The sequence below is a fragment of the Trichocoleus sp. AS-A1 genome, assembly GCF_039962015.1.
Lineage (GTDB): Bacteria > Cyanobacteriota > Cyanobacteriia > Cyanobacteriales > FACHB-T130 > FACHB-T130.
Window position 1 is genome coordinate 61292 of sequence record NZ_JAMPKG010000020.1, and the last position, 21304, is coordinate 82595.

General features: G+C 47.8%; 18 protein-coding genes. 10 read left to right on the forward strand and 8 right to left on the reverse strand.

Annotated elements, in window-relative coordinates; all coding sequences use genetic code 11:
• Positions 1 to 45: 45 nt before the first annotated feature.
• The 4 genes from NC994_RS16510 to NC994_RS16525 form a co-directional block, all read right to left on the reverse strand.
• Positions 46 to 1035 carry an RNA polymerase sigma factor, RpoD/SigA family gene (locus NC994_RS16510; protein ID WP_190412973.1) on the reverse strand — a complete coding sequence of 330 codons (990 nt, stop codon included), beginning with the start codon at positions 1033 to 1035 and terminating at the stop codon, positions 46 to 48.
• Between the two features lie 563 nt (positions 1036 to 1598).
• Positions 1599 to 3338: an ATP-binding protein gene (locus tag NC994_RS16515; protein WP_190437538.1), complete on the reverse strand. Its 1740-nt coding sequence runs from the start codon at positions 3336 to 3338 to the stop codon at positions 1599 to 1601.
• Between the two features lie 144 nt (positions 3339 to 3482).
• A complete protein-coding gene (locus NC994_RS16520) occupies positions 3483 to 4283 on the reverse strand; it encodes a glutathione S-transferase family protein (protein ID WP_190437541.1) in 801 nt (266 codons plus the stop codon).
• Between the two features lie 356 nt (positions 4284 to 4639).
• Positions 4640 to 4909 (reverse strand): GlsB/YeaQ/YmgE family stress response membrane protein, encoded by a 270-nt coding sequence (locus NC994_RS16525; RefSeq protein ID WP_190412970.1) that lies wholly within the window; start codon positions 4907 to 4909, stop codon positions 4640 to 4642.
• 699 nt (positions 4910 to 5608) lie between these two features.
• Between NC994_RS16525 and NC994_RS16530 the strand changes: the two genes are divergently transcribed.
• Positions 5609 to 6436, forward strand: coding sequence for a fasciclin domain-containing protein (locus NC994_RS16530; RefSeq protein WP_190437544.1), 828 nt, complete (start codon positions 5609 to 5611; stop codon positions 6434 to 6436).
• Between the two features lie 189 nt (positions 6437 to 6625).
• Positions 6626 to 7228, forward strand: a complete 603-nt coding sequence (locus NC994_RS16535) for a hypothetical protein (RefSeq protein ID WP_242030332.1) — start codon at positions 6626 to 6628, stop codon at positions 7226 to 7228.
• Positions 7229 to 7278: 50 nt separating this feature from the next.
• Here the strand turns inward: NC994_RS16535 and NC994_RS16540 are convergent, their stop codons facing one another.
• Complete coding sequence (locus tag NC994_RS16540; protein WP_190437547.1) at positions 7279 to 7764, reverse strand: gluconokinase, GntK/IdnK-type; 486 nt, start codon at positions 7762 to 7764, stop codon at positions 7279 to 7281.
• A gap of 158 nt (positions 7765 to 7922) precedes the next feature.
• Between NC994_RS16540 and NC994_RS16545 the strand changes: the two genes are divergently transcribed.
• Positions 7923 to 8243 (forward strand): hypothetical protein, encoded by a 321-nt coding sequence (locus NC994_RS16545; RefSeq protein ID WP_190437550.1) that lies wholly within the window; start codon positions 7923 to 7925, stop codon positions 8241 to 8243.
• On the forward strand, positions 8240 to 8608 hold the full coding sequence (locus tag NC994_RS16550; protein ID WP_190412966.1) for an aspartyl protease: 369 nt from the start codon (positions 8240 to 8242) through the stop codon (positions 8606 to 8608). Before NC994_RS16545 ends, NC994_RS16550 begins: the two co-directional genes overlap by 4 nt.
• 211 nt (positions 8609 to 8819) lie before the next feature.
• Here NC994_RS16550 and NC994_RS16555 read toward each other — a convergent pair whose 3' ends face one another.
• Complete coding sequence (locus NC994_RS16555; protein WP_190437553.1) at positions 8820 to 10427, reverse strand: NAD(P)H-hydrate dehydratase; 1608 nt, start codon at positions 10425 to 10427, stop codon at positions 8820 to 8822.
• Between the two features lie 97 nt (positions 10428 to 10524).
• Positions 10525 to 11361 (reverse strand): hypothetical protein, encoded by an 837-nt coding sequence (locus NC994_RS16560; protein ID WP_190437556.1) that lies wholly within the window; start codon positions 11359 to 11361, stop codon positions 10525 to 10527.
• Positions 11362 to 11607: 246 nt separating this feature from the next.
• Between NC994_RS16560 and mnmA the strand changes: the two genes are divergently transcribed.
• From mnmA to NC994_RS16590, 6 genes are all read left to right on the forward strand, one after another.
• Complete coding sequence (mnmA, locus tag NC994_RS16565; protein ID WP_190437559.1) at positions 11608 to 12663, forward strand: tRNA 2-thiouridine(34) synthase MnmA; 1056 nt, start codon at positions 11608 to 11610, stop codon at positions 12661 to 12663.
• A gap of 412 nt (positions 12664 to 13075) precedes the next feature.
• Positions 13076 to 13576, forward strand: a complete 501-nt coding sequence (locus tag NC994_RS16570) for a hypothetical protein (protein WP_190437562.1) — start codon at positions 13076 to 13078, stop codon at positions 13574 to 13576.
• A gap of 209 nt (positions 13577 to 13785) precedes the next feature.
• Positions 13786 to 15000: a sulfate adenylyltransferase gene (gene sat, locus NC994_RS16575; RefSeq protein WP_190437564.1), complete on the forward strand. Its 1215-nt coding sequence runs from the start codon at positions 13786 to 13788 to the stop codon at positions 14998 to 15000.
• 102 nt (positions 15001 to 15102) lie between these two features.
• Positions 15103 to 17568 carry a caspase family protein gene (locus NC994_RS16580; protein ID WP_199299699.1) on the forward strand — a complete coding sequence of 822 codons (2466 nt, stop codon included), beginning with the start codon at positions 15103 to 15105 and terminating at the stop codon, positions 17566 to 17568.
• A 300-nt stretch (positions 17569 to 17868) separates the two neighbouring features.
• Positions 17869 to 18891: a hypothetical protein gene (locus NC994_RS16585; protein ID WP_190437568.1), complete on the forward strand. Its 1023-nt coding sequence runs from the start codon at positions 17869 to 17871 to the stop codon at positions 18889 to 18891.
• Positions 18892 to 19062: 171 nt separating this feature from the next.
• On the forward strand, positions 19063 to 19866 hold the full coding sequence (locus NC994_RS16590; RefSeq protein WP_190412959.1) for a phytanoyl-CoA dioxygenase family protein: 804 nt from the start codon (positions 19063 to 19065) through the stop codon (positions 19864 to 19866).
• Positions 19867 to 20079: 213 nt separating this feature from the next.
• Here NC994_RS16590 and chlP read toward each other — a convergent pair whose 3' ends face one another.
• Positions 20080 to 21300 carry a geranylgeranyl reductase gene (gene chlP / locus NC994_RS16595; protein WP_190412958.1) on the reverse strand — a complete coding sequence of 407 codons (1221 nt, stop codon included), beginning with the start codon at positions 21298 to 21300 and terminating at the stop codon, positions 20080 to 20082.
• Between the last annotated feature and the right edge of the window lie 4 nt (positions 21301 to 21304).

Consider the following 21304-nt stretch of genomic DNA (forward strand, 5'->3'; position numbering starts at 1 on the left):
TGATGTGGGAGGCAGGAGCATAGCGGCTCAATCCCGCCTCTACAATTAACTAGCAGCGATATACTCGCGGACATTCGCCTGACGACGGCGCAGATGGGCGAGGGCTTGGTGTTCTAGCTGGCGTACCCGTTCGCGGCTGAGGCTTAGGCGTTCGCCGACTTTTGCTAGAGACAGCTCGTTGCCATCTTCCAAGCCAAAGCGCAGAGTTAGCACTTCCCGCTGCTGTGGGGTTAGTTCCGCCAGAAGATCGTCTAGGTCTTGCCGCAGCGACTCCTGGGTCATATAATGGTCAGGGGTTGGGCCTTCGTCTTCCAGAAGGTCTTGCAGTTCGGTATCCTGGTTATCGCCAACGCGCACATCCAGAGAAATTGGTTGACGGGCGATATTCAAGTACTCGCGGATCAACGCGGGTTCTAAGTCCAGCGCCTTAGCGATTTCACCGGGGGTAGCACTGCGACCAAGCGTCTGAGCTAGTTCCCGTTGCACCCGCTTAATTTTATTAAGCTTTTCGGTGATGTGGATGGGCAAACGAATCGCACGGGCTTGTTGAGCAATCGCGCGAGTAATCGCTTGGCGAATCCACCAGTAGGCGTAGGTCGAAAACTTGTAACCGCGCATCGGGTCAAATTTCTCGACGCCGCGTTCCAAGCCGAGAGTACCTTCCTGAATCAAATCCAGGAATTCCATGTTACGCTTCTGGTACTTCTTCGCGATCGCGACCACTAGACGCAAGTTAGCTTCTATCATCTTGCGCTTTGCCCGCGTTCCCAGTTTGATTATCCGGTCAAGTTCGGGTTCACTCAAGCTAACATGGTCTGCCCACTCTTGATGAGTTGGTTCTCGCTGCAATGTCTCAGCCAAGGTCTCCTTCGCCTCCAGCAGCGCCATCATTTGCTGCACCTGCTTGCCGAAGACAATCTCTTGTTCGTGGGTCAGCAGGGGCACGCGCCCAATCTCATGCAGATAGGTGCGAACCATATCAGCCGTAAACGTGGGTTGTTTAGTCGTCTTTTTTAGGGTGTTGGCAGTGGGCATGAGTGAGTGGTGACTCCGTAAACAAGCAACAATTCTGTAGCAGGGGTTGACCTTAGCGGGAGATTGCCAGCTCTTACAATGAGAGTAGCTAGGTCAATTAGTGGAACACATCCTGCAAAAGTTGTAAAGATCGCCTACCCAATTGAATAGGCAAACATAACACACAAAAAGCTAATCGTCAAACCTTTCGGCTGGGGGATGCCTTAAAGAGCTGGTATCGACCCCCATTTAGCCACTCCTGATAGGTAATAAAGGCTAAAAAGTCAAAGTCGGTATGAGTTTGTTTTACATTTCTATCGTATCACTAATGATAGACGACGCTCCAGGTTGAAAGGTTCATCCGATTGGGTTAAACTTGCTGCTCTGGCAAATTCCTGTTAACCCTTGAGTACCACCCGGAAAATCATTAGCTAAAAGCGTCCTATCTGTGTCCTATATATATAATCATCCACGGAAAACCCTTCAACGGGTACTCTAGTCCTTGTGGGATAACCGAACTATTTTTGCCTAGAAGTCCGTAGTCAATAATCATTGGACTATTGACTACGAATTAAAAACCACGATCAAAAACCAATATCAGCTTTAGCGGCTTCAGCCGCAGCGAACACTTCATCGTCTGGCATCTCTTCCCAGCAAGTATCGCCAATTTCTCTGTAGAACGTTTCATCGTAAGGGCGAGTCCTTACCACGACGGGCATCGGAACCGCGTGACCCAAAATTAAGGCTTGTTGCTTAGAATCCAGCTTTGCCAGAACGGAACGCAGACTCATGCCGCCAGAGACGCCAGTAAAAATGGCGTCGATGTCTTTGTCATCGTTTAGCAAAGCAGTGATGCGGGTGCCAATCTGGGACATCACCTCATTATCAATTCCAGAGGGACGCTGATCTACCACCAGAAGGGTGACAAAGTATTTTCGCATCTCGCGGGCAATCGTACCGAAAATGGTACTTTGCACGATGGCGGAGTCAAGGAAGCGGTGGGCTTCTTCTATCGTAATGACTAGCTGCTGAGGACGATCGATGGGGTTTTTGGTCTGCAAAAACAATTCAGACTTACTTACATAAGCTTTGTGAATGCGGCGGGTGATCATATTCGTCACCAGCATATAGGAGAGCATATCTGACTGAGAACCAAACTCAATCACCACGTGCTGACCTGCATCGAGGCATTGCAAAATTTGATTAACGTAGTTGTGGGGACAGGCAGTTCGCAGATATTTGAGATTTTCCAGGCGCATCAGCTTGCGCTGCAACGCCATAATTGAACCCTTATGACCCTTCTTCTCCTCGCAGAACAGCTGGATTTCCTCGTTGGTCATATTCAACAGTTGGACAATCCAGGAGTTGCCAAACTCGGCGTGCAGAATATTGGCATTGTCCAAAGCTGCTTCAGAAAGACCTAACTCATTCCGCACCAGCATGATGTCTTGGACTTCGATTTGGTCGTAGCTGAGGTACAGTTCCTGAGAGTCACGCACCCCCCGCCGCTTGGTAGATTGGGGGTCAAGGGTATAAATTTGCACCTGTCCTGGGAATAGCTGCCGCAAGCCTTTGACAGTGCTGAAGTGTTTGCCTTCGCGGACGGCTTCCCAGCCATATTCCGAGTGCATATCAAAAATTAAATTGACCGCTGCTTGTCTGCGGATAATGCCAGACAAAAGTAGGCGGGTAAGAAAGGATTTGCCGGTGCCAGATTTCCCGAAAACGCCGTTGCTGCGTTCCACGAATCGGTGTAAATCCAGACATACGGGCACATCCATATCCAAAGGTTGACCGATGGCGAAGTTGCACCGAGTGGGGTCATCTTCCCAACCAAAGACGGCGCGGAAATCGCGTTCCGTCGCATCATAAACCTGGCTGAAGTGGCTGGGAATTGTCTTAACAGGCATCAACTCCATCTCAGTATCAGCGCTACTTTGCAGCTGAAAGGATGCGAGAGTTCCTCCGTTGGATTTGCCGTTGGAGTTAGGATTTTCGGCACCCACCACATAAGCGCCTACTGACTTTGTTGCTTCTCGTGTCAGCATTAACATCGGCGTCAGATTGATGGTGCCATAGGTGCCACTCCCTGCTAGAACCGCTTGCAAAAAAGTGTCCTCTGGACTGGGAGGGTTGGCAACAATTCGCTGACTGGAGGTGCCCAGCGAAACGTCTGTGAGCATACAGAAGAAGTCTGAACGGGCACCTTTGACTACCAGAAATTTGCCAACCCGCATATCCTCTACAGAAATATCGGGATGCAGTCTTACTTCTAGTCCCTGACTGAGGGAGCCTTGAATTACCGACCCTAATGGCATTTCCATAATCGCTTCTGGAGTCTTTTTAGTGTTGCTTCAGAACACTTAGGCATCCAAAGTTTACCCTAATTCTCGGAGCCTAACTATTCGCTCAATCTTAGATTTTGGATTTTTCAACCAATCCAAAATCTAAAATCTAAAATGGATTTCCTAATCTATCTCAATTGATGTTGGCGTTGAGCCTGTGGCTCCGGCGGTTGTGTTGGCACTTAGGGGTTTGCGATAATCGGCATAAAGGCGATCGCGCCAGTTGAAAAATGTCTCGTAAGCGCTACGGTCAGCCAAACCAGGGATTCCTTTGCCTCTAAGGGTTTCGGGAAGGTCAAGATAGGGGCCAGAGGGAAATTTAATCAGCATACTCAGCCCAGCGACGGCAAAATCTGCCAAGGTTGGATAGTCGCCGACTAAGTAAGGGCTTTCCAATAGTAGCAGGGATAGGCTCTCTAGGTCTTGCTGAAGATCCTCTGTCGCCGCTTGTACGGCATCGGGGCCGTATCCGACGCCAAGACCCAGGAGATTCAGCACTTCACCAGGCAGTGCCCCCACGAGAGTCTTGAGAGCATCTGGCGTGTTGCTCGGTAAAATCGAGGTGCGGAAGTTCTGATTTTGGCTGAGTGCCCCAAATAACACCTTACGACTTTTGGAACCAATAGATTCATCTGCCCAGGCTTCAATCAGTAAGCACAGTCCCTTTTGTTTCGGGTCAACGGGGATTAGGGGTCGGTCGGGATATTGCTTATCGAGGTACTTAGCGATCGCTGTCGAATCAGCAATTACTGTGTTGCCATCCTTCAGGACAGGTACCTGTCGTTGACCAGACATCCGGAACAATTCTACCTGTCCCACTCCTGGTGTTACCTCAATTTTGCGGTAGGGCAGACCTTTATAATCCAGCAGCAGTCGCACTTTTTCGGAGTAGTGGGATAGCTCAAATTGGTACAATTCCAGCATTTTTTATCTCCTTCTATTTTTAAGTAACACTGTTAATCTAACGCTTTTAGGCTACTATTGTTATTATTTGCATCGGTGGAACTAGAAGCAAAAATTATTGTTTTTGGGCAGTTATACTTATTAAATTACTTATTTTTGCTGATGAAAAATTCAACTTGAAAAATTACAACTTTGCCAAATTAAAAGTTTAGTTCAAATGGCTTTCTTTTTATTTTTAATAAAAAATGAGCAAATTGGCTCTATTAAATGCAGCCAAATAACGACGGCTGTAACACAAAATAGACCCAATAAAAATACCCCAGGCTAAGCTGGGGGTGCTTTCTAAATGCTAGATGGTAATAAAAGGGAACCCTTAATTAAGCTCTCTGGCGAGTTAACAAGCCCCACAGGAATAGCAGAACCATTGCGCCTAGAACAGCAAAAGCAATACTCGGTACTGTCAACGCTCCGTAGGCTGCGCCTCCCGATGACCCCAGTAAAACTTGTCCTAAATAACCACCAACCAAGGCACCTAAAATACCTAATACCATTGTGGCGAGGATACCGCCGCCTTGATGACCGGGATAAATAGCTTTAGCAATCGCACCTGCAATCAGACCTAAAACAATCCAAGCAATAATTCCCATTTTTTTGCTCCGTTCTTATTAATGTTTTTTGTTGATGTTGTTATCTTTTTGTTGTTATTAGAATAACAAGCTGGCTTAATTGTCCACCTCTATCAGAGGGTATAATCAAAAGGCATAGATAATGAAGCTATTGCTTAAGTTTGTTTATATATAAAGAAGTAGTATTTCCAGTTAATTAACTCGATTGCAATAAATTTTGGCTGACTGAGGGCGGTTGAAGCCAGAAACGGCAATCATGACTCAACTCGCCCAGTGGAGAGGGCGGTGCTAGCCTCAGCAAAGCGGAGAACAAAGCTCTATTTAGTCAGGCACGCGAACTTTTTACTCCCCCCAACAGAAAGTAGGCAGGAGGGAGAAAAGCCGGAATCGCTACGAAATAGAAATAGTTTCTGCCTAGATGAGCGTGGGTAAACGTAGGCGCGATCGCAACAAAATTCTCCTTTTAGTCTCAAGAGCATACCAGCCGCCTTGCAACCCCTAGCTCTTAACAAGCCGCCACGAAGAAAGCTAACGCTGACATTCTTAATAAGAAATAAGTCGCGCCTTTTCGCCTATTTAGCTACTTAGATTGTTCAATCCCCCTGTGTTGTCCCGGTTTCCCGATCGGTTGGCAGAGGAACTCACACTTTAGGCAGAGGTAAACATATGTAACAAAATGTGAACTTAACTAAGTCTAAGTTTTTAGGGAAACCCTTAGCAATGACCAATCAAAAACGCAACAGTTTGATTAAACAACTGGCTAGCCTGATGGGAGTTATCGGTGCTAGTACCCTTATGGGTCTGCCAGCTGGTGCCCAGGTGAATCCCAACCCTGAAATTCTTCAATCAGACGTTTTCAGCAAGCCGCCCTACAATCGCGATCGCAGCGCTCAGTCAACCCCAAGAACCGTACCATCCCCTACCGCTATCCCTAGCCAAGGCGCTCAGCCGCAGCCATCTTCTACAGAAGGGATGATACAATCCCCCAGCAACAGCACTCAGCCCCCTGCTACAGAAGGGATGATGCAATCCCCCAGCAACAGCACTCAGCCCCCTGCCACAGAAGGGATGATGCCAGCCCCCGGCGAAGGTCCTGACCCGGCTGCTACACAAGGGACGATGCCTTCAAGTAGCAACTTGGTTGCGCTTGCTGCCCAAAATGGTTCATTCAAAATTCTGACTGCTGCTTTGGAAACCGCAGGTTTGACCGAAACCCTCGAACAACAAGGACCGTTCACGGTTTTTGCACCGACTGATGCAGCATTTGCAGCTTTACCCGAAGGCACTGTCGAAAAGTTACTGCAACCAGAAAATAAAGCGATGCTGGTTCAGATTTTGACCTACCACGTCATTCCCGGCAAAGTGAGTTCTTCCCAGTTGAAATCTGGAGAAGTGACGACAGTTGAAGGCAGCCCAGTCACCGTTAAGGTTGGAAACGATGGCGTGATGGTGGGCAACGCCAATGTCTCTCAGGCTAACATCGAAGCCACTAATGGCATCATTCATGCGATTGACAAGGTGATTATGCCACCGATGCCGACCAAGTAGATGTGAAACAGAGTCATCGTTTGTAACGCTAACGTTTCAAAAGAATAAACACCGTTCCGAGAAAGCTTGGGGCGGTGTTTTTTATCTCTGGCTATGAATAATTTGGTACTGAGGAAATTCAGGATAAATTAGAATACAATCGACACAAACATGGAGCATTTTGCTTCATGGGCGCTGAGGAGTGGGGAAATGGAGCGTTTCAAGGATTTATTTCTGCAAGAAGGAGTCGCCTTAGAAGGTGACAGGAAAAAGGTAAAAAAAAGCCTTTTTTACTTTTTATTTTTTGCGTTTTACTTTTTGCTTCCCGTAACCGATTCGACTTCCGGTAAGATAGGGTTTGCTTTTTGTCAGCCAGCATCGGCTCAAGCAGCATACGGCAGCTATGTGGGTGTTGGTGCTACGGTGGGGATTAATGATAATGATTTTGGAGAAGGTCGCCAAATCGGTGGGGTGGTTGCTGTACGCTACAAACTCTTGCAAGCTCCCCTTTCCTTAAGGGCACAAGCGCTAATTGGGGCGAGTCCAGCGGTTGTGCCAACGATTTCCTATGATATCCCCCTCAACTGGCAAACAGATGTCTATGTGGGTGCAGGCGTTGCTTTTGGCAGTGGGAATCGGACACCTTCGCCGGTAGGGGATAAAACCAGTTTTGCGATTCAACCGGGGATTGATTACGTCGTTCCCAACAGCAATGCTGTTCTTTTTGGCAATGCGATTATTGCTTTTGATGCCTACCGCGATGGCGGTGGTACTGCTGTTTCAGTGCAGGGTGGTGTGGGTTTGAGATTTTAGGATTGCCTGTGGCGAGACAGTGGATTTGAAATGATATGCGATCGCTCGTTTTAGATTTCTAGACGCCTGCGAATCTGCTGCACAATTACGTCCAGCGGCTCGGAAACGTCCACCCAGAGGGCATTATGTGGTTCCTCAAGGGTGTCAAACTGGCTTTGCAGGAGTGTTTTGGTCATAAAGTGACTTTGACGCTCCTCCAGCCGCTGCGCGATCGCCTCAAAACTCCCTTTGAGATAAACGAGGCGCATCTGTTGTGGATCTCGCCACAGCATCTGACGATAGGATTCTTTTAAGGCAGAACACGCTAGTACCCGATTCTTACCTTCCTGTAGCCATTGGTCGATGGCGTGTTGCATTGCTTGCAGCCACGGCATTCGGTCGGCATCGGTCAGGGGAATGCCTCGGCTCATCTTTTCAATATTAGCGGTTGAGTGGAAGCAGTCGGCGTCGCTGAAGCCCCAGTTTAGTTCTTGTGCGAGTAGCTGGGCGACGGTAGATTTGCCGCTACCAGATACGCCCATGACGAGAATAATCACTTTTTTATTACTAATCCGTTTCAGTTATTTTAAAATGCGATCGCTTCCATAATCTTGTCGATTTTAAATAATTGAAATTAAGCGATCGCGCCCATTAAATCGCCACACCTACATAAAGATATACTATTAAATAGTTACACGACTACGGAACGGTAATCATGACCCAGAAAACCCACAGACGAGTACCGCGTGGCAGCCGAATTTTTCCCGATCGCCCCCCGCTTTCTCCAGAAGAGATAGCAAAACGCAAAGCTGAGGATGAAGCATTTGGTAAGCGATGTCGGGAAATTTTTAACCAAGTTTACCCGGAATTAGTCGCGGAGCATTACGACTGGTTCATACATATTGAGCCAGAAAGCGGAGACTATTTCATTGACCCCGATGAAGAAGTCAGTTTCCAAAAAGCCAAGCAGAAGCACCCTACAGCAGTGCTGATGGCAATGCGCCTGAATGAAACCGGGACTTGCGGCAGAATATGATCCAAGGCTATTTTGGCGAGAAGGGCGAGCTATTTTTTGAGATTGACTTAATCGCGGATGATGGTTCATTAGTTACAGTGAATGCGTTGCTAGACACCGGATTCACTGACTGGTTGGTAATGGATATCCAAGATGTAGAGAGTTTGGGATGGTCATTTGTCAAGAAAGAGCAAATGCAGACAGCAAGGGGAGAAGCAACGTTTAATCTTTATCGAGGAACTGTTGTTATGGAGGGTAAAGAGTTTACTATTCCCGTTTTAGGGGGTGAAGAAATTACCGAGGTTTTACTGGGTTTACCCTGGCTAGAAAATCGGCGGTTAGTAGTAGATAGAAAAGCAGGTTTGCTGACGTTAGGAGAAGAGTAAGGAGAAAGCGATCGCCTTCCAAGCGCTTCATAAAAAACAACGGCGATTTCTCTAATCTTCCATCATCATTTCCCACAACCATCCGACAATATTTTCAACTAAATTCGGCTGATAACAGAGAAGAATTGCAGTGACAAGAAGCCATTTGCTAAAAGCAATACCGCTGCGATACGGCTAAATTTCGCGCTGTTTCCTTCTGTTGCCAAGAATACTAGAACGCCGTGGCGATCGCAGTGCCGTAAGCTCTATGCACAACTGCCATCAAATACTGAGTCAAAGTATACGCATCAACTCCTAACTCAGTCCGCTCCTCGGCTGCCAAAATTCCGGCTTGAGCGTGCCACCAAGCCGCACTTTGCACCATCTCTGCGATGGGTAACTCTTGCTGAGATGCCGTTGCGACCAATCCACCCATTAGCCCCGTTAGCACATCTCCACTACCGCCACGGGCTAAAGCGGGAGTGCTTTCGGGAACAATCCATACTGAGCCACCAGGATGGCAGATCGCAGTCCTTGCCCCCTTCAGGAGTACCACTGCCCCACTTTGCTGGGCTGCTTCCCGAACTGCACTTACCCGATCTTTCGTGGTATCGGGTGCATCTGGAAACAAACGCTTAAACTCACCTGTATGAGGGGTGAGAACAGTAGGTGCTTGTCGTTTAGAGAGAGTCGGTATCGGGTTTAATTGGGCGAGGATATTCAAGCCATCAGCATCTAAAACAATCGGCAAATCGCTTTCTAATACTTTTTCGACGACTGACGTGGCATCTTTTGTCAAACCGGGACCACAAGCGATCGCATTATAGGAACTCAAATCAATTTCTTCAGGCAAAGATGCGATCGCACCTGTCTCTGTCTCCGGACAACCGATAATCAGCGCTTCTGGCAACTGAGCCACCAGCAAAGGTTTCAGCGATTCTGGCACCGCAATTGAGAGCATCCCGACGCCACTGGCTCTCGCTCCCAGTCCCGTTAAAATCGCGCCTCCAGCATACTTGCGAGAACCGCAAATCAACAGCAAATGTCCTTGTTTGTACTTGTGAGTTACTGCGGGGCGAGGAATGGGAAGATGCGCGATCGCAACTTCCGGTGTCACCCGCTGAATGTCGGGCGTCTCACCCAGTACCGCCGAGATATCCGCCACCGGGATACCAAAATCAATCAGTTCGGCTTTTCCAACAGATTCCAAGGCTCGATCTTGCAGAAATGCTAATTTCCACAAGCCCAAGCAAAACGTGTAAGTTGCACGAACCGCCGTTCCCAGAACTTCCCCAGTATCGGTGTGCAAACCGGAAGGCAAATCGATACTAATGACTGGCTTAGACCACTGATTAAGTTGATGAATCGCAGAAAATATCGGTTCTGCGATCGCTCTTTCTAACCCAAACCCAAATAAACCATCAATAATTAGATCGCACCCTTGCAACGGCTCAATTTGCTCAACACAGGGAATGCCCAAACTCTCAGCATACTGGGCGTGTTGCGAAGTTAATTCCTTCAGCTTGGCAATCGGACAATAGATAACAACTTCATAACCCTGAAAATGCAACTCACGGGCGACTACCAACCCATCGCCCCCATTATGACCCGGTCCCACCAAAACGCCTACACGCAGTCCATTTTTCCCTCCCCCCGTTGACGAGGGGAATAAGGGGGGCAAACAAGGATAAAGCGCTTGAACTCGACTAGCAATCAGTCCCCCCACCTTTTCCATCAAAGCCGCCACCGGCATTCCAGCAGCAAAGATACGCCCTTCAATCTCGCGCATCTGCTGGGCAGTCACCACGATTTGCTGAATCTTTTCCTGCCTCTGTTGCATCTGTGCCAATTTCAGTGCTGATTTCTGTGAGTTCTAAGTTTTATCTTACTCAGCATAAGCACGGGCAAGGTCTCCCCGCCCCTACAGCCGGGGCACGCTATTGACCGAAATAAACAACCCGCGCATCCATACCATTAGAGCGAAGAAAGCGACTCCAGCGTTCTGCTTGTGACTGATTCTCAAAAGGGCCGACCGCAACGTGGGGTCCGCGTGGTACCTCTCTTTGAAACACCTCATCCTTGGGGAACCCCAGCCGGATCATGTGGGCAGCAATGTCAGGTAAATACTCCTGACTCCCTGGAATCACAACGAAATAGGTAACTTCCTCCACTTCATCCCTACGAGTGACTGGACGAGAATCGAAATTCTCTGCATCAGCATCAAAATTCTCCTCAGAATAAGCACTGATTTTTGCCCGAATACCCCATTCTTCTAGATCCCGAACCCGCTGCTGGGCTTTAAATTCATCAGCAAATACTCCCGCTTGGATGACACCCCCGCCGTACCGCACAAAAGCTTCGGGTTCTATTTTTCGGACTTGGGCTAACAACAGCGGGCTATCCCCATTAATAAAAACCCCAAAGAGACGAGAATTCCGACGCACCGGGGGAGAATTCTCATCTCTACTTCTGCTAGGTGTCCTTCTGCTAGGTGTAATTGGTGGTGGTGCCTGAAATTCAATCTCACGCCTGCCCGAAGGATTCGGTGAAATCGAGGGCAAAGTATCTTGAGGAAACGCTGGCGGAGTATTTGGTGATGTAGGTAAGCCAGGAAGCACATCAGGTGGTGTAGGGAGAGGTCTGGCTGCTGCTGGAATCGGGTGTGGAATGAGCAAATATCCACCCCAGAACAAGCACGAGGCAAGGGACAACAGCCAACAGGTTTTTCTTTCTCTGTTGCCATGAGTGAGTAAACGCTGCTGATTGCTCCTCATTTAAAATCAGCTCTCCTCGGCGATCTTCCAGGAATTGTGCGGACAAAATTTGTAGTCAATCTAGCATAATTAGTCATCAGTCCTTCATCATTAGTGATTAAAACGTTGGAATATTGTCAGGTTGGAACGTTCTAACTTGATAACGCCTACAGACAAAGGACTAATCACTCTAGACGAATGACGATTATCAAAGTGTTAGTCTAGAAAAGAAAAAACTGATAATTCAGTAATTCACTTTTTCGTTCTATGAATAAAGTCGTCGTCGGCCTCTCCGGTGGAGTTGATAGTTCCGTCGCAGCCGCAACCCTCCATCATCAAGGATATGAAGTTGTTGGTCTTACCCTGTGGCTAATGAAGGGTAAAGGTCAATGCTGTTCTGAAGGAATGGTCGATGCGGCTTCTCTTTGCGAACAGTTGGGCATTCCCCATTACATTGTTGATAGTCGGGATGTTTTTCAGGCAAATATAGTCGATTACCTGGTTGCGGGATACGAATCGGGAATTACTCCGTTGCCTTGTTCTCAGTGCAATAAGGCGGTGAAATTTGGCCCGATGCTGGGCTATGCCCGTGAAGAGTTGGGTATTGATAAAATTGCCACGGGTCATTATGCGCGGATCGGGTATGACGCAGAAACCGGACGTTATCAGCTGCGTCGGGCTGTAGATTTATCTAAGGATCAGTCGTACTTTTTGTACGATTTGAGCCAAGAAATGCTAGCGGGATCGATGTTTCCGTTGGGAGAACTACACAAGACAGAAACTCGGCGTATCGCCGCAGAATTCGGCTTAAAAACCGCTGATAAGCCGGAAAGTATGGATTTGTGTTTGGTTGAATCCCACGGTTCCATGCAGACGTTTCTAGACAAGTACATTTCTCAGCAAACGGGTGACATTGTTGACCAGTCCGGGAAGGTGTTAGGTCAGCATACGGGTATCCATCACTACACCATTGGACAGCGGAAGGGAATTGGTGTTGCGGCGGCGGAACCGCTGTATGTGGTGGCGTTGGATGCGGTACGGAATCGAGTGATTGTAGGCGATCGCGCTAGCACTCATAAGCCTGAATGCACCGCAGCGCGGTTAAACTGGGTTTCTATCCCAGAACCCACCAGTCCCATCCGCGCCGAAGTGCAAGTCCGCTATCGTTCCAAGGCAGTGCCAGTCACCGTAATTCCTCTGGAAGATTCGCGAATCAAGCTTGTTTTCGATGAACCTCAGTTCGGGATTACCCCTGGACAAGCTGCGGTTTTGTACGATGGAGACATTGTACTCGGCGGTGGCATCATCGACAGGTTTGAGTAATTAGAAACTCAAAGGCTCGCCAAGATACGTAAAGGGAATTATACTTAGCGTCCTCCGCAAGAAATAGATAATTTATTTAGAGGCAAAGGTAAAGTCTTTTGCCTCTTTTTTATCCATATTTAATCAGCTACAGAGGTAATTTTGTGGGAAAATCATGAATTTAATTTAGACTTTTTTCTGATTAAAACTGGATAAGTGAAGCCATTACAGATTCTAAAATTCTTCAAACAGCACCAAAAAGTTATCCGAGGCATCTCTTGCAGCCGCAGACTAGAAGCTAATTATATTATCCTATCCGTGCCGTAATGTTATACATTTCCTGCATCGACTCTTGAAAACGGTTGAATTCAAATTTCTGTCCTGTTTCTAGGTAAAGTAAGATACTGTCTGGTACCTTTATATCCCTTCAAAAATGCCTATCTATGAGCTTTTGGAAAGAATAAAACCTAGACCTGGTATGTACTTGGGAAAGAAGTCTATTACCTTATTAAAGGCATTTATTTCCGGGTACTATTTTGCTAGACAAACAAATAATGTTGCTATTCTAGAAGAAATTCCTCCATTTGGACAATTTCATGATTGGATTGCTAGATATTACAATTGGGAATCATCAACAGCAGGATGGAATAACATTATTTTGCAAGAAGTTAGAGACGAAGCCAAAGCTCTAGATGTTTTTTTTGAGCTACTCGAATTATTCAAACAACGATTGCCCATCTTAAAGCATCGTGTGTTTCTAAGTTCGCAACATACATCTACTAGAGTCGTGCGTCGGTATCGCTATGTAAATGGGGAAAAAATAGAGCTATCTCCACCTCAAGAAATTAGAATTGTGCAATACACAACTGACTCTGGTTTCTATCTCTTTCAAATATCGCAGGAGTGGGGAGCTTCCGAAGAAGGATTACTTTGAAACAGAAGATTTAGCTATGGAACAAGTCTATAAAGAGTTTCAAGTTACCTTGGATGAATGGGAAGCGATCGCATAATGAGCGCAAACACATTAGTTGAAAAATCGCTCCTCTTCAACCCCAAGAGAAGGGAACTGGGGGGTTAGGTTTTTCACCGTCCGGTTCTATATATTGGTACGATGTTTTTTGCAGCTAAAATTAACAATTCGATATGAGTCAGCGTCCAGACGGCATAGCACCTCACGGCGGTCAGCTAATTAATCGCATCGCAACACCAGAACAACGACAAGTATTTCTCGATAAAGCCGACTTTCTGCCCAGAGTGCAACTCGACGAACGAGCAACATCGGATTTAGAGTTGATTGCCATTGGTGGATTTAGTCCGCTGACTGGCTTTATGGAACAGGCAGACTACGATCGCGTAGTGACTGAAATGCGGCTTGCCAATGGGCTACCGTGGGCAATTCCCGTCACGCTTTCGGTGGATGAGTCGGTTGCGGCGAATCTCAAAGAAGGCGGTTTGGTGCGTCTGGATGACCCGACTGGTAGATTTGTGGGTGTCATGGAACTCACACAAAAGTATCGCTACGACAAAACCCGCGAGGCGGTGAATGTTTATCGTACCCACGATGAAAAGCACCCAGGCGTTAAGGTTGTCTACAAACAAGGGGAAATAAATCTCGCGGGTTCAGTTTGGCTGTTGCAACGCGACTCTCATCCTTTATTCCCTAATTACCAGATCGATCCCGCTCAATCTCGCGCCATGTTCAAAGAAAGGGGATGGAAAACGATTGTCGGCTTCCAAACTCGCAACCCCATCCACCGGGCGCATGAATATATCCAAAAGTGCGCTTTAGAAACCGTAGATGGCTTGTTCTTGCATCCCTTAGTGGGAGTTACAAAAGATGATGACATCTCGGCAGAGATTCGGATGCGCTGCTACGAGATTATGCTGGAACACTACTACCCCCAAGACCGGGTAATTTTGGCAATTAATCCCGCCGCAATGCGCTACGCTGGCCCTAGAGAGGCAATTTTCCATGCCCTGCTTCGCAAGAATTACGGCTGTACGCACTTCATCGTTGGACGCGACCATGCGGGTGTCGGCGATTATTATGGAACTTACGATGCTCAGCACATCTTTGATGAGTTTGAGCCGGGTGAATTGGGCATCATGCCGATGAAGTTTGAACACGCCTTTTACTGCACGCGCACGCAGACAATGGCGACGACAAAGACGAGTCCCAGCACTCCCGGTGAACGCATCCATCTATCGGGAACGAAGGTGCGAGAAATGCTACGTCGGGGTGAATTGCCACCACCAGAGTTTTCTCGTCCAGAAGTTGCGGCAGAATTGGCAAGGGCGATGCAGGTGCCGGAGGAAGCAAGCAAATTTAAGATTGCAAGTTTCAAATTTGAAATTTGAGAGGGGATGCTGCTTAAATTTGAAAATTTGCCATTCTTTCTATTCTCTAAAGCCTAGCCCCTGATAGGCTGATCGAGTACTGGCTAATGGCTAATGGCTGATATGGGATTGAATCGGCGAAGTTTTCTGCAACGGGCGGGGTTGGCGCTAGCGGCGCTGGGCGTAAGCGAAACGGCCCTATCTCTACTGGGAGATCAAAGCTTTGCGGTGCCTCTGCTAGATCGCTATTATCAGGCGCTGGCACAACCGAGTGGGCGGAAGTTAGCGCTACTGGTAGGAATTAATCAGTATCCGCGTGGGACAGAGACGCGATCGCTTCCGTCTCTCCAAGGTTGTGTCACAGATGTAGAACTGCAACGGGAACTTTTGATTCATCGCTTTGGTTTTCACCCTAGCGATATTCTGACGCTGACAGATAGCCAAGCAACGCGGCAGAATATTGAAACTGCTTTTCTGGAGCATCTCACAGAGCAGGCGGCGGCGGGAGATGTTGTCTTGTTCCACTTCAGCGGCTGCGGTAGCCGCGTCAGAATCGGGGCTGAGGAGAATGGACTGAGGACTTTGGGTGCCGATAAATCTTCACTCAGTCCTGAGTCTACCCTTGGGGACGGGGAAAGGGTTGCGGCTGCACAGCTAACGCCTACAGTCTTCAACACTCAAAATAGTTTGGTGCCAGTAGATGGGGTGCTGCTGACGAAAGGGGCACCGGCGAATGATTTGTTGGAAGAGACTCTGCTGTTGCTGTTGCGATCGCTTCCCACAGACCAAGTCACAACGGTACTGGATACCAGCTATACTGACGCCGATACTCTCCTCCAAGGCAACTTGCGGATTCGTTCTGCCCGACAACCGCTAGCAGAGCAAGCGAGTGACGAGGAACTCGCTTTTCAGGAAAAACTCCTGCTGCGTCTCAAATCTTCGCGGGAACAGCTCAATAAGCAGTATAAGCCCGGTCAAATGCCTGGAATCGTGCTGGCAGCGGCTGGCCCCAGTCAACTGGCGGCAGAGGCTCCTTGGGGCGGTTTCAGCGCTGGATTGTTCACCTATGCCCTGACGCAACATCTCTGGCAGGCGACTCCTCCCACTACGGTTCAAGTCACTTTCAGTCGAGCAGCTGGGGTCGTCGAGCAGCTGGCGGGGAAAGAGCAACAACCCCAGTTGAGCGGTCAAAAAAGTAACCAGCCTTCCTTGTTACCATATCAGCCGGAAATTAGTATCGGTGCGGATGGCGTCGTTACAGCGGTGGAAGAGGGCGGTAAAACGGTACATCTGTGGCTAGCAGGATTACCTGCACCCGTTTTGGAATACTACGGAGTGAATTCTCAGCTGAGTGCTTCCCTACCTATGTCGGAAGCTCAGACTCCAGACAGCAACGCGACAGGTGAAGTTTCCTCAGTTCCGACTCAACTGCAACTACACATTCGTTCCAAGGAGGGTCTCACCGCCAAGGCGCGAGTTATCGGCAGCACAGACACTTCTAGCCTCTCTAGCCTCCAAGTGGGGCAACTGGTTCACGAATCCGTCCGGGTGTTGCCCAAAAATATAGGCTTGACGATTGCCTTAGACGCCGGACTGGAGCGAATTGAACGGGTGGATGCCACCAGTGCTTTTGCCAGCGTTCGCTCTGTATCATCCGTGGTAACGGCAGGAGAGCAACCCGCCGATTATTTGTTTGGCAAGGCGCAGACACCCGATTATCAGGGGGGATATGGGTTATTTTCTCTCGGTCGGGATTTGATTCCCAATACCGTTGGGGAATCGGGTGAGGCGGTGAAGGCGGCTGTGAATCGGTTAGTGCCCAAACTGAAAACGTTGCTGACAGCGAAATTATTGCGTCTGACGGTCAATGAAGGGTCTTCCCGCTTGGGAGTGGGAGCAACGTTGGAGATGATTTATCCCAATCAAAAGGTGCTGCTAAAACGAGAAACGCTGCGGATGACAGGGGACGCCATTGTGGATTCTAATTCTAGAAGCGAGTCATCGCGTCTTGACGACTCAAAAATTCCTTCCGATGCAGGCATCCCCACCATCCCCATCGGTAGCCGCATCCAGTACCGAGTCCAAAATTATAGCGATCACCCGATCTATTTGATGCTTATCGGCGTTGATAGCGGCGGTGCTGGTGTTGCTCTCTATCCGTTGCAATTTCCCCAAATCGGGGACAGTCCGGATGCGAAACCAACGGTCAAAGAGCTGGTTGTGGAGGCGGGTGCTACCCTGATCGTGCCACAACCTGCTGGCTCTTTTGAATTGACGATTCGCGGTCCTAGTGGGTTAGAAGAAACTCTTCTAATTTGCTCCTCGGCACCCTTTACCCAGACGATGGCGGCTGTAGCATCAATTCGCGGGTTGAAGGGAGAGGGAGTGGGCGAGTTGTTTAAGCCGCTGAATGTGGCGCAGGCGGTGCTGCAAGACTTGCATCAGGCGAGTACGTTAGGGAAGCGGCATGAAGGGGAAACCGAAGCGATCGCTTCAGTCCCTACCGAAACGATTGCTGTCTCTTCTGACTCCTACGCTCTAGATGTGAGAAGCTGGGCAACACTCAGCTTTATTTATCAGGTGGTTTAAAAGCGATCGCCCTAGCTTTACATTTTAGACGTGCCGATGGGTTGGGACTAGGAAGGGGAAATTAGCGTTTTTAGTTTTAGAGACGCGATTTATCGCGTCTGAGTTTTGAGTGATAAGAGCATTCTTTAATTCAAAATTCAAACCCCTGGCATTGAGCGAAGCCAAGGGTTATAACTCAAAAAGTCTTTACCCATTCCCCATTTCCAACCCTCTGCGACTAATCTGCAAATTAAATGCACATCGGCTGATAGTTTTGGCTCGGATTGGGAATACTAAGACTGAAAGCTAACAGGATGAAAAATGAAAATTCCCAATCTGGTTGCGATCGCAAAGCTTGCGCTTCCTGCACTGGCGCTTTCTTCCCTGCTAGTATCTGCCGTTGCTACCACTGCCCAACCCCAGCCTAATTCATCTCCAACCCTGTCGAATCAAGAACGAGAGGAACTAGAACGACTGCGGCAAGAGAAAGAAATACGCGATCGCGTCCAAGCTGAAGTTGACCGAGCCTTTAGCCGCATCACCACGCTGCTCAATACTTTGGTACTTATTCTGACGCTGTTTCCGATTGCGATCGCTGTTAGTGTGGTTCTGCTTCGTCGCAGTATGACAAATCAAATAATTTCAGATGCTCAAAAGGAATTCACGCAGCTACAAGAACAACTTATTAGACAAATAGAAGAGACCGCTAAGGCTAATTTAAAATTAGAACAATCTGCTTTACCGCAAGAAGCTAATTTTTTGGAAACGGATACTTTAAGTCAATTAAATGCAATTTTAACCCAAGCTCAGATTATATTAGAAGACTTAAAAGAACAGAAAGAAAGTGTACAACAAGAAATTGCAAAATTTAGGTACGCACAAGCTGTTAAAATTCCGACCGTTATAGATAGAGAAATTGAAACCTCTAACTTTGAGCATTCTTATCACAATCATGAACTGCTTTCCGATACCCTATCGGAGCCTGTAGCCCAAACAAACGATGCAGTGTCTGAGCAAAGAGTGACAGAAACAGAATCTGTCAATCAAAATCTAGATTTAAATGCCAATGATTACTTGATTTTAGGCAACTCTTGCTTTTCTGAAGGTCGATATTTAGAGGCAAATCAATCTTACAACTTAGCGGTTAAGATTGAACCAAATTTTTCGGAAGCTCGATATAACAATGCTCGCTGCTATGCAATGCAATACCGCCTCAATCTAGCAGTCGGCAACTTACAATGGGCAATTGATATTGAGCCTATGTATAAAGAGATTGCTAAAACCGATGAAGCTTTTAGCGCAATTCGAGGAGAAGAGATGTTTAGAAAAATAGTAGATGAGTAGATTTTTCTAATTTATATTGATAGGTTTATTCATAAAAAACTTAATTTTATAAAAAGATACGCTGCACCTCCATGCGCAAGGTTTTAAAGCGCCTAATTATTGATTATTAATTATCATAAATAAAACTTTAAACTACAGCCATTCGCTATACTCAATCGCTAAAATCAAAAGATGATGACAAAGCGCTATAACCACCAACAAATCGAATCGTTCGCCCAAGCGGTTCTGAACGATGGCTATTGTGTGTTGCCCAATCACTTTTCTCCGGTAACACTTAATTCTTGGCGTGAAGCTTTCACGCCTTTGCTAGAAGATCATATTGTCCGCGAAGGCAAGCTTCGCAATCGCGGTTCAGCCCGCTATTATGTAACCCTTCCTTTCACGGCTCCTTTTGCCGATCCTAGTATTTACGAAGATGACGATATTCTGGCACTTGTAGAGTTATTAGTAGGCAAAGATGCAGTGATGTGCCAACTAGCAACTGACACACCTTTGCTGGGGTCTGAATATCAAGACGTGCATCGAGATGCGCCGCCACTTTTCCCCGAAATGGGTACAGAAACGCCGCCATTCCAGTTAGCTGTCAACTTTCCACTCGTAGATATCACTCTGGAAAACGGGCCAATGGAGATTACGCGCAGTACGCACATGATTTCCAAAGAGGAAGGACTGCGCCGCATGGAGTCTGGAGAAGCCAAGTTAGAACCTGTCACAATGCAACTGGGTGATGTGATGATCCGGGATGTTCGGGGTCTGCACCGGGGCACTCCGAACTACACAGAAACACCGCGTCCGATGGTTGTAATTGGCTATAGTCGCCGCTGGATGTTTCGTCCTGAGGTGTCGATTAATATTCCGCGTGCAACCCTAGATACACTCTCCGAACGCGCCCGTCACTTGTTGCGTTTTAATCCGATTGTGGAATCCGTAAACGATAAATCCGAGGTTGAGGTTTATCAATCGTTCGCTTACTAAGTCGCTTACTAAGTTTAGTTGTGACTGTTCTAAGTTCAAGTAGCGGTCGGTCTTCTTCTGTCGTCAATCAAAACTCTCAGAGGAGCGCTATCTGAATATTACGAGGATAAAAAAACCAGCGTTGGATTCTTAAGATCCAACGCTGGCTGAAAAACCATTTGTTAATGTTCTAGGTTTTTTTGCTTTTCAAATTCTGCTTACCGATAGAAACCACTAAGGAGCTAGCGCGTTACCCCGTAACAAGCTACCAATCGTTTTGGCAGTAATTTTCATCTGAATCAAGGGATTTGCCGGAACGACTGTTTTGTACAGGTAGCTATCGAAGGTAAGCTTCTGCACGTCTTTGTCGGCGCACATTTCCACAAACGCTTCGCGAGTGGCATCAGAGCGATAGAAGACGGTTTGCAGAATGTCCAGCACCTTGTAGGTGATGCCGTATTTCTTATCCCAACGCTTCAGGTACAGCTTCAGGTCGGCTTCTGTAGGGATGCGGGTACCACCGTTGGAAGTTTCAACAATGGTTTCTGCACACATCCGCGCCGACTTAGCGGCAAAGTAAATTCCCTCTCCAGAAGACTTCGTAACCGTTCCGGCGGCGTCTCCCACTAGAGCAACGCGACCGACAACGCGGCGGGGTCTGGGATGCTCTGGAATTGGGTGAGCTTCTACTTTGATGATTTCGCCGCCTGCAAGTTTTCTAGCGGCACGCTTGCGGATGCCTGCTTGCAGATTTTTGATGTCGGCTTTGTTCACCTTCATGGTGCCGGTGCCAACAGCGACGTGGTCGTATTTGGGGAATACCCAGGCGTAGAAATCGGTGGAAACATCGTTCCCGACGTACATTTCTGCCAGGTCGTTGTAATAAGCCATTTTGTCTTCTGGCAGGCGAATGCGCTCTTGGAAGGCGATCGCATAATTGTAATCCCCGGCGTCAATTGCCTTCGCAACGCGGGAATTCGCCCCATCTGCCCCAATCACCAGATCGACTTTCAGGGTTTTCATCTCCCCTTCAGCGCTACCGTTCGAGTGATCGGCGTAGTGCAAGGTGTAAGGGTCAGTATTGCCCGTGGGAATATCGAGTTTATAAACAGTGCCGTTAATTAAATTTGCACCCAATTTAGCTGCGCGATCGCGTAGGTATCCATCCAATACCTCGCGGCGACACATACCGATATATTCATGTTCTTTTTCAATGTTGATATCTACCTCAATGTTGGAAGGTGAGATCATCTTCATTTTTCTAACCCGCCGGTCAATAATCTCAGGCGGTAGGTCAAACTCGCTCACCATGCATAGCGGAATTGCCCCGCCACAAGGCTTTGCGTTGTCTAGCTTGCGCTCAAACAGGTAAGTCTCAATTCCAGCTTTTGCTAGCGTTTCGGCAGCAGAGGAACCCGCCGGACCCGATCCCACAACAGCAACCCGTAGTACCAAAGCT

Bases quoted from the DNA above. Each gene is read 5' to 3' on its own strand.
- NC994_RS16510 (WP_190412973.1), bottom strand. From the start codon at position 1,035: ATGCCCACTGCCAACACCCTAAAAAAGACGACTAAACAACCCACGTTT.
- NC994_RS16515 (WP_190437538.1), bottom strand. From the start codon at position 3,338: ATGGAAATGCCATTAGGGTCGGTAATTCAAGGCTCCCTCAGTCAGGGA.
- NC994_RS16520 (WP_190437541.1), bottom strand. From the start codon at position 4,283: ATGCTGGAATTGTACCAATTTGAGCTATCCCACTACTCCGAAAAAGTG.
- NC994_RS16525 (WP_190412970.1), bottom strand. From the start codon at position 4,909: ATGGGAATTATTGCTTGGATTGTTTTAGGTCTGATTGCAGGTGCGATT.
- NC994_RS16530 (WP_190437544.1), top strand. From the start codon at position 5,609: ATGACCAATCAAAAACGCAACAGTTTGATTAAACAACTGGCTAGCCTG.
- NC994_RS16535 (WP_242030332.1), top strand. From the start codon at position 6,626: ATGGAGCGTTTCAAGGATTTATTTCTGCAAGAAGGAGTCGCCTTAGAA.
- NC994_RS16545 (WP_190437550.1), top strand. From the start codon at position 7,923: ATGACCCAGAAAACCCACAGACGAGTACCGCGTGGCAGCCGAATTTTT.
- NC994_RS16550 (WP_190412966.1), top strand. From the start codon at position 8,240: ATGATCCAAGGCTATTTTGGCGAGAAGGGCGAGCTATTTTTTGAGATT.
- NC994_RS16555 (WP_190437553.1), bottom strand. From the start codon at position 10,427: ATGCAACAGAGGCAGGAAAAGATTCAGCAAATCGTGGTGACTGCCCAG.
- NC994_RS16560 (WP_190437556.1), bottom strand. From the start codon at position 11,361: ATGAGGAGCAATCAGCAGCGTTTACTCACTCATGGCAACAGAGAAAGA.
- mnmA (WP_190437559.1), top strand. From the start codon at position 11,608: ATGAATAAAGTCGTCGTCGGCCTCTCCGGTGGAGTTGATAGTTCCGTC.
- NC994_RS16570 (WP_190437562.1), top strand. From the start codon at position 13,076: ATGCCTATCTATGAGCTTTTGGAAAGAATAAAACCTAGACCTGGTATG.
- sat (WP_190437564.1), top strand. From the start codon at position 13,786: ATGAGTCAGCGTCCAGACGGCATAGCACCTCACGGCGGTCAGCTAATT.
- NC994_RS16580 (WP_199299699.1), top strand. From the start codon at position 15,103: ATGGGATTGAATCGGCGAAGTTTTCTGCAACGGGCGGGGTTGGCGCTA.
- NC994_RS16585 (WP_190437568.1), top strand. From the start codon at position 17,869: ATGAAAATTCCCAATCTGGTTGCGATCGCAAAGCTTGCGCTTCCTGCA.
- NC994_RS16590 (WP_190412959.1), top strand. From the start codon at position 19,063: ATGATGACAAAGCGCTATAACCACCAACAAATCGAATCGTTCGCCCAA.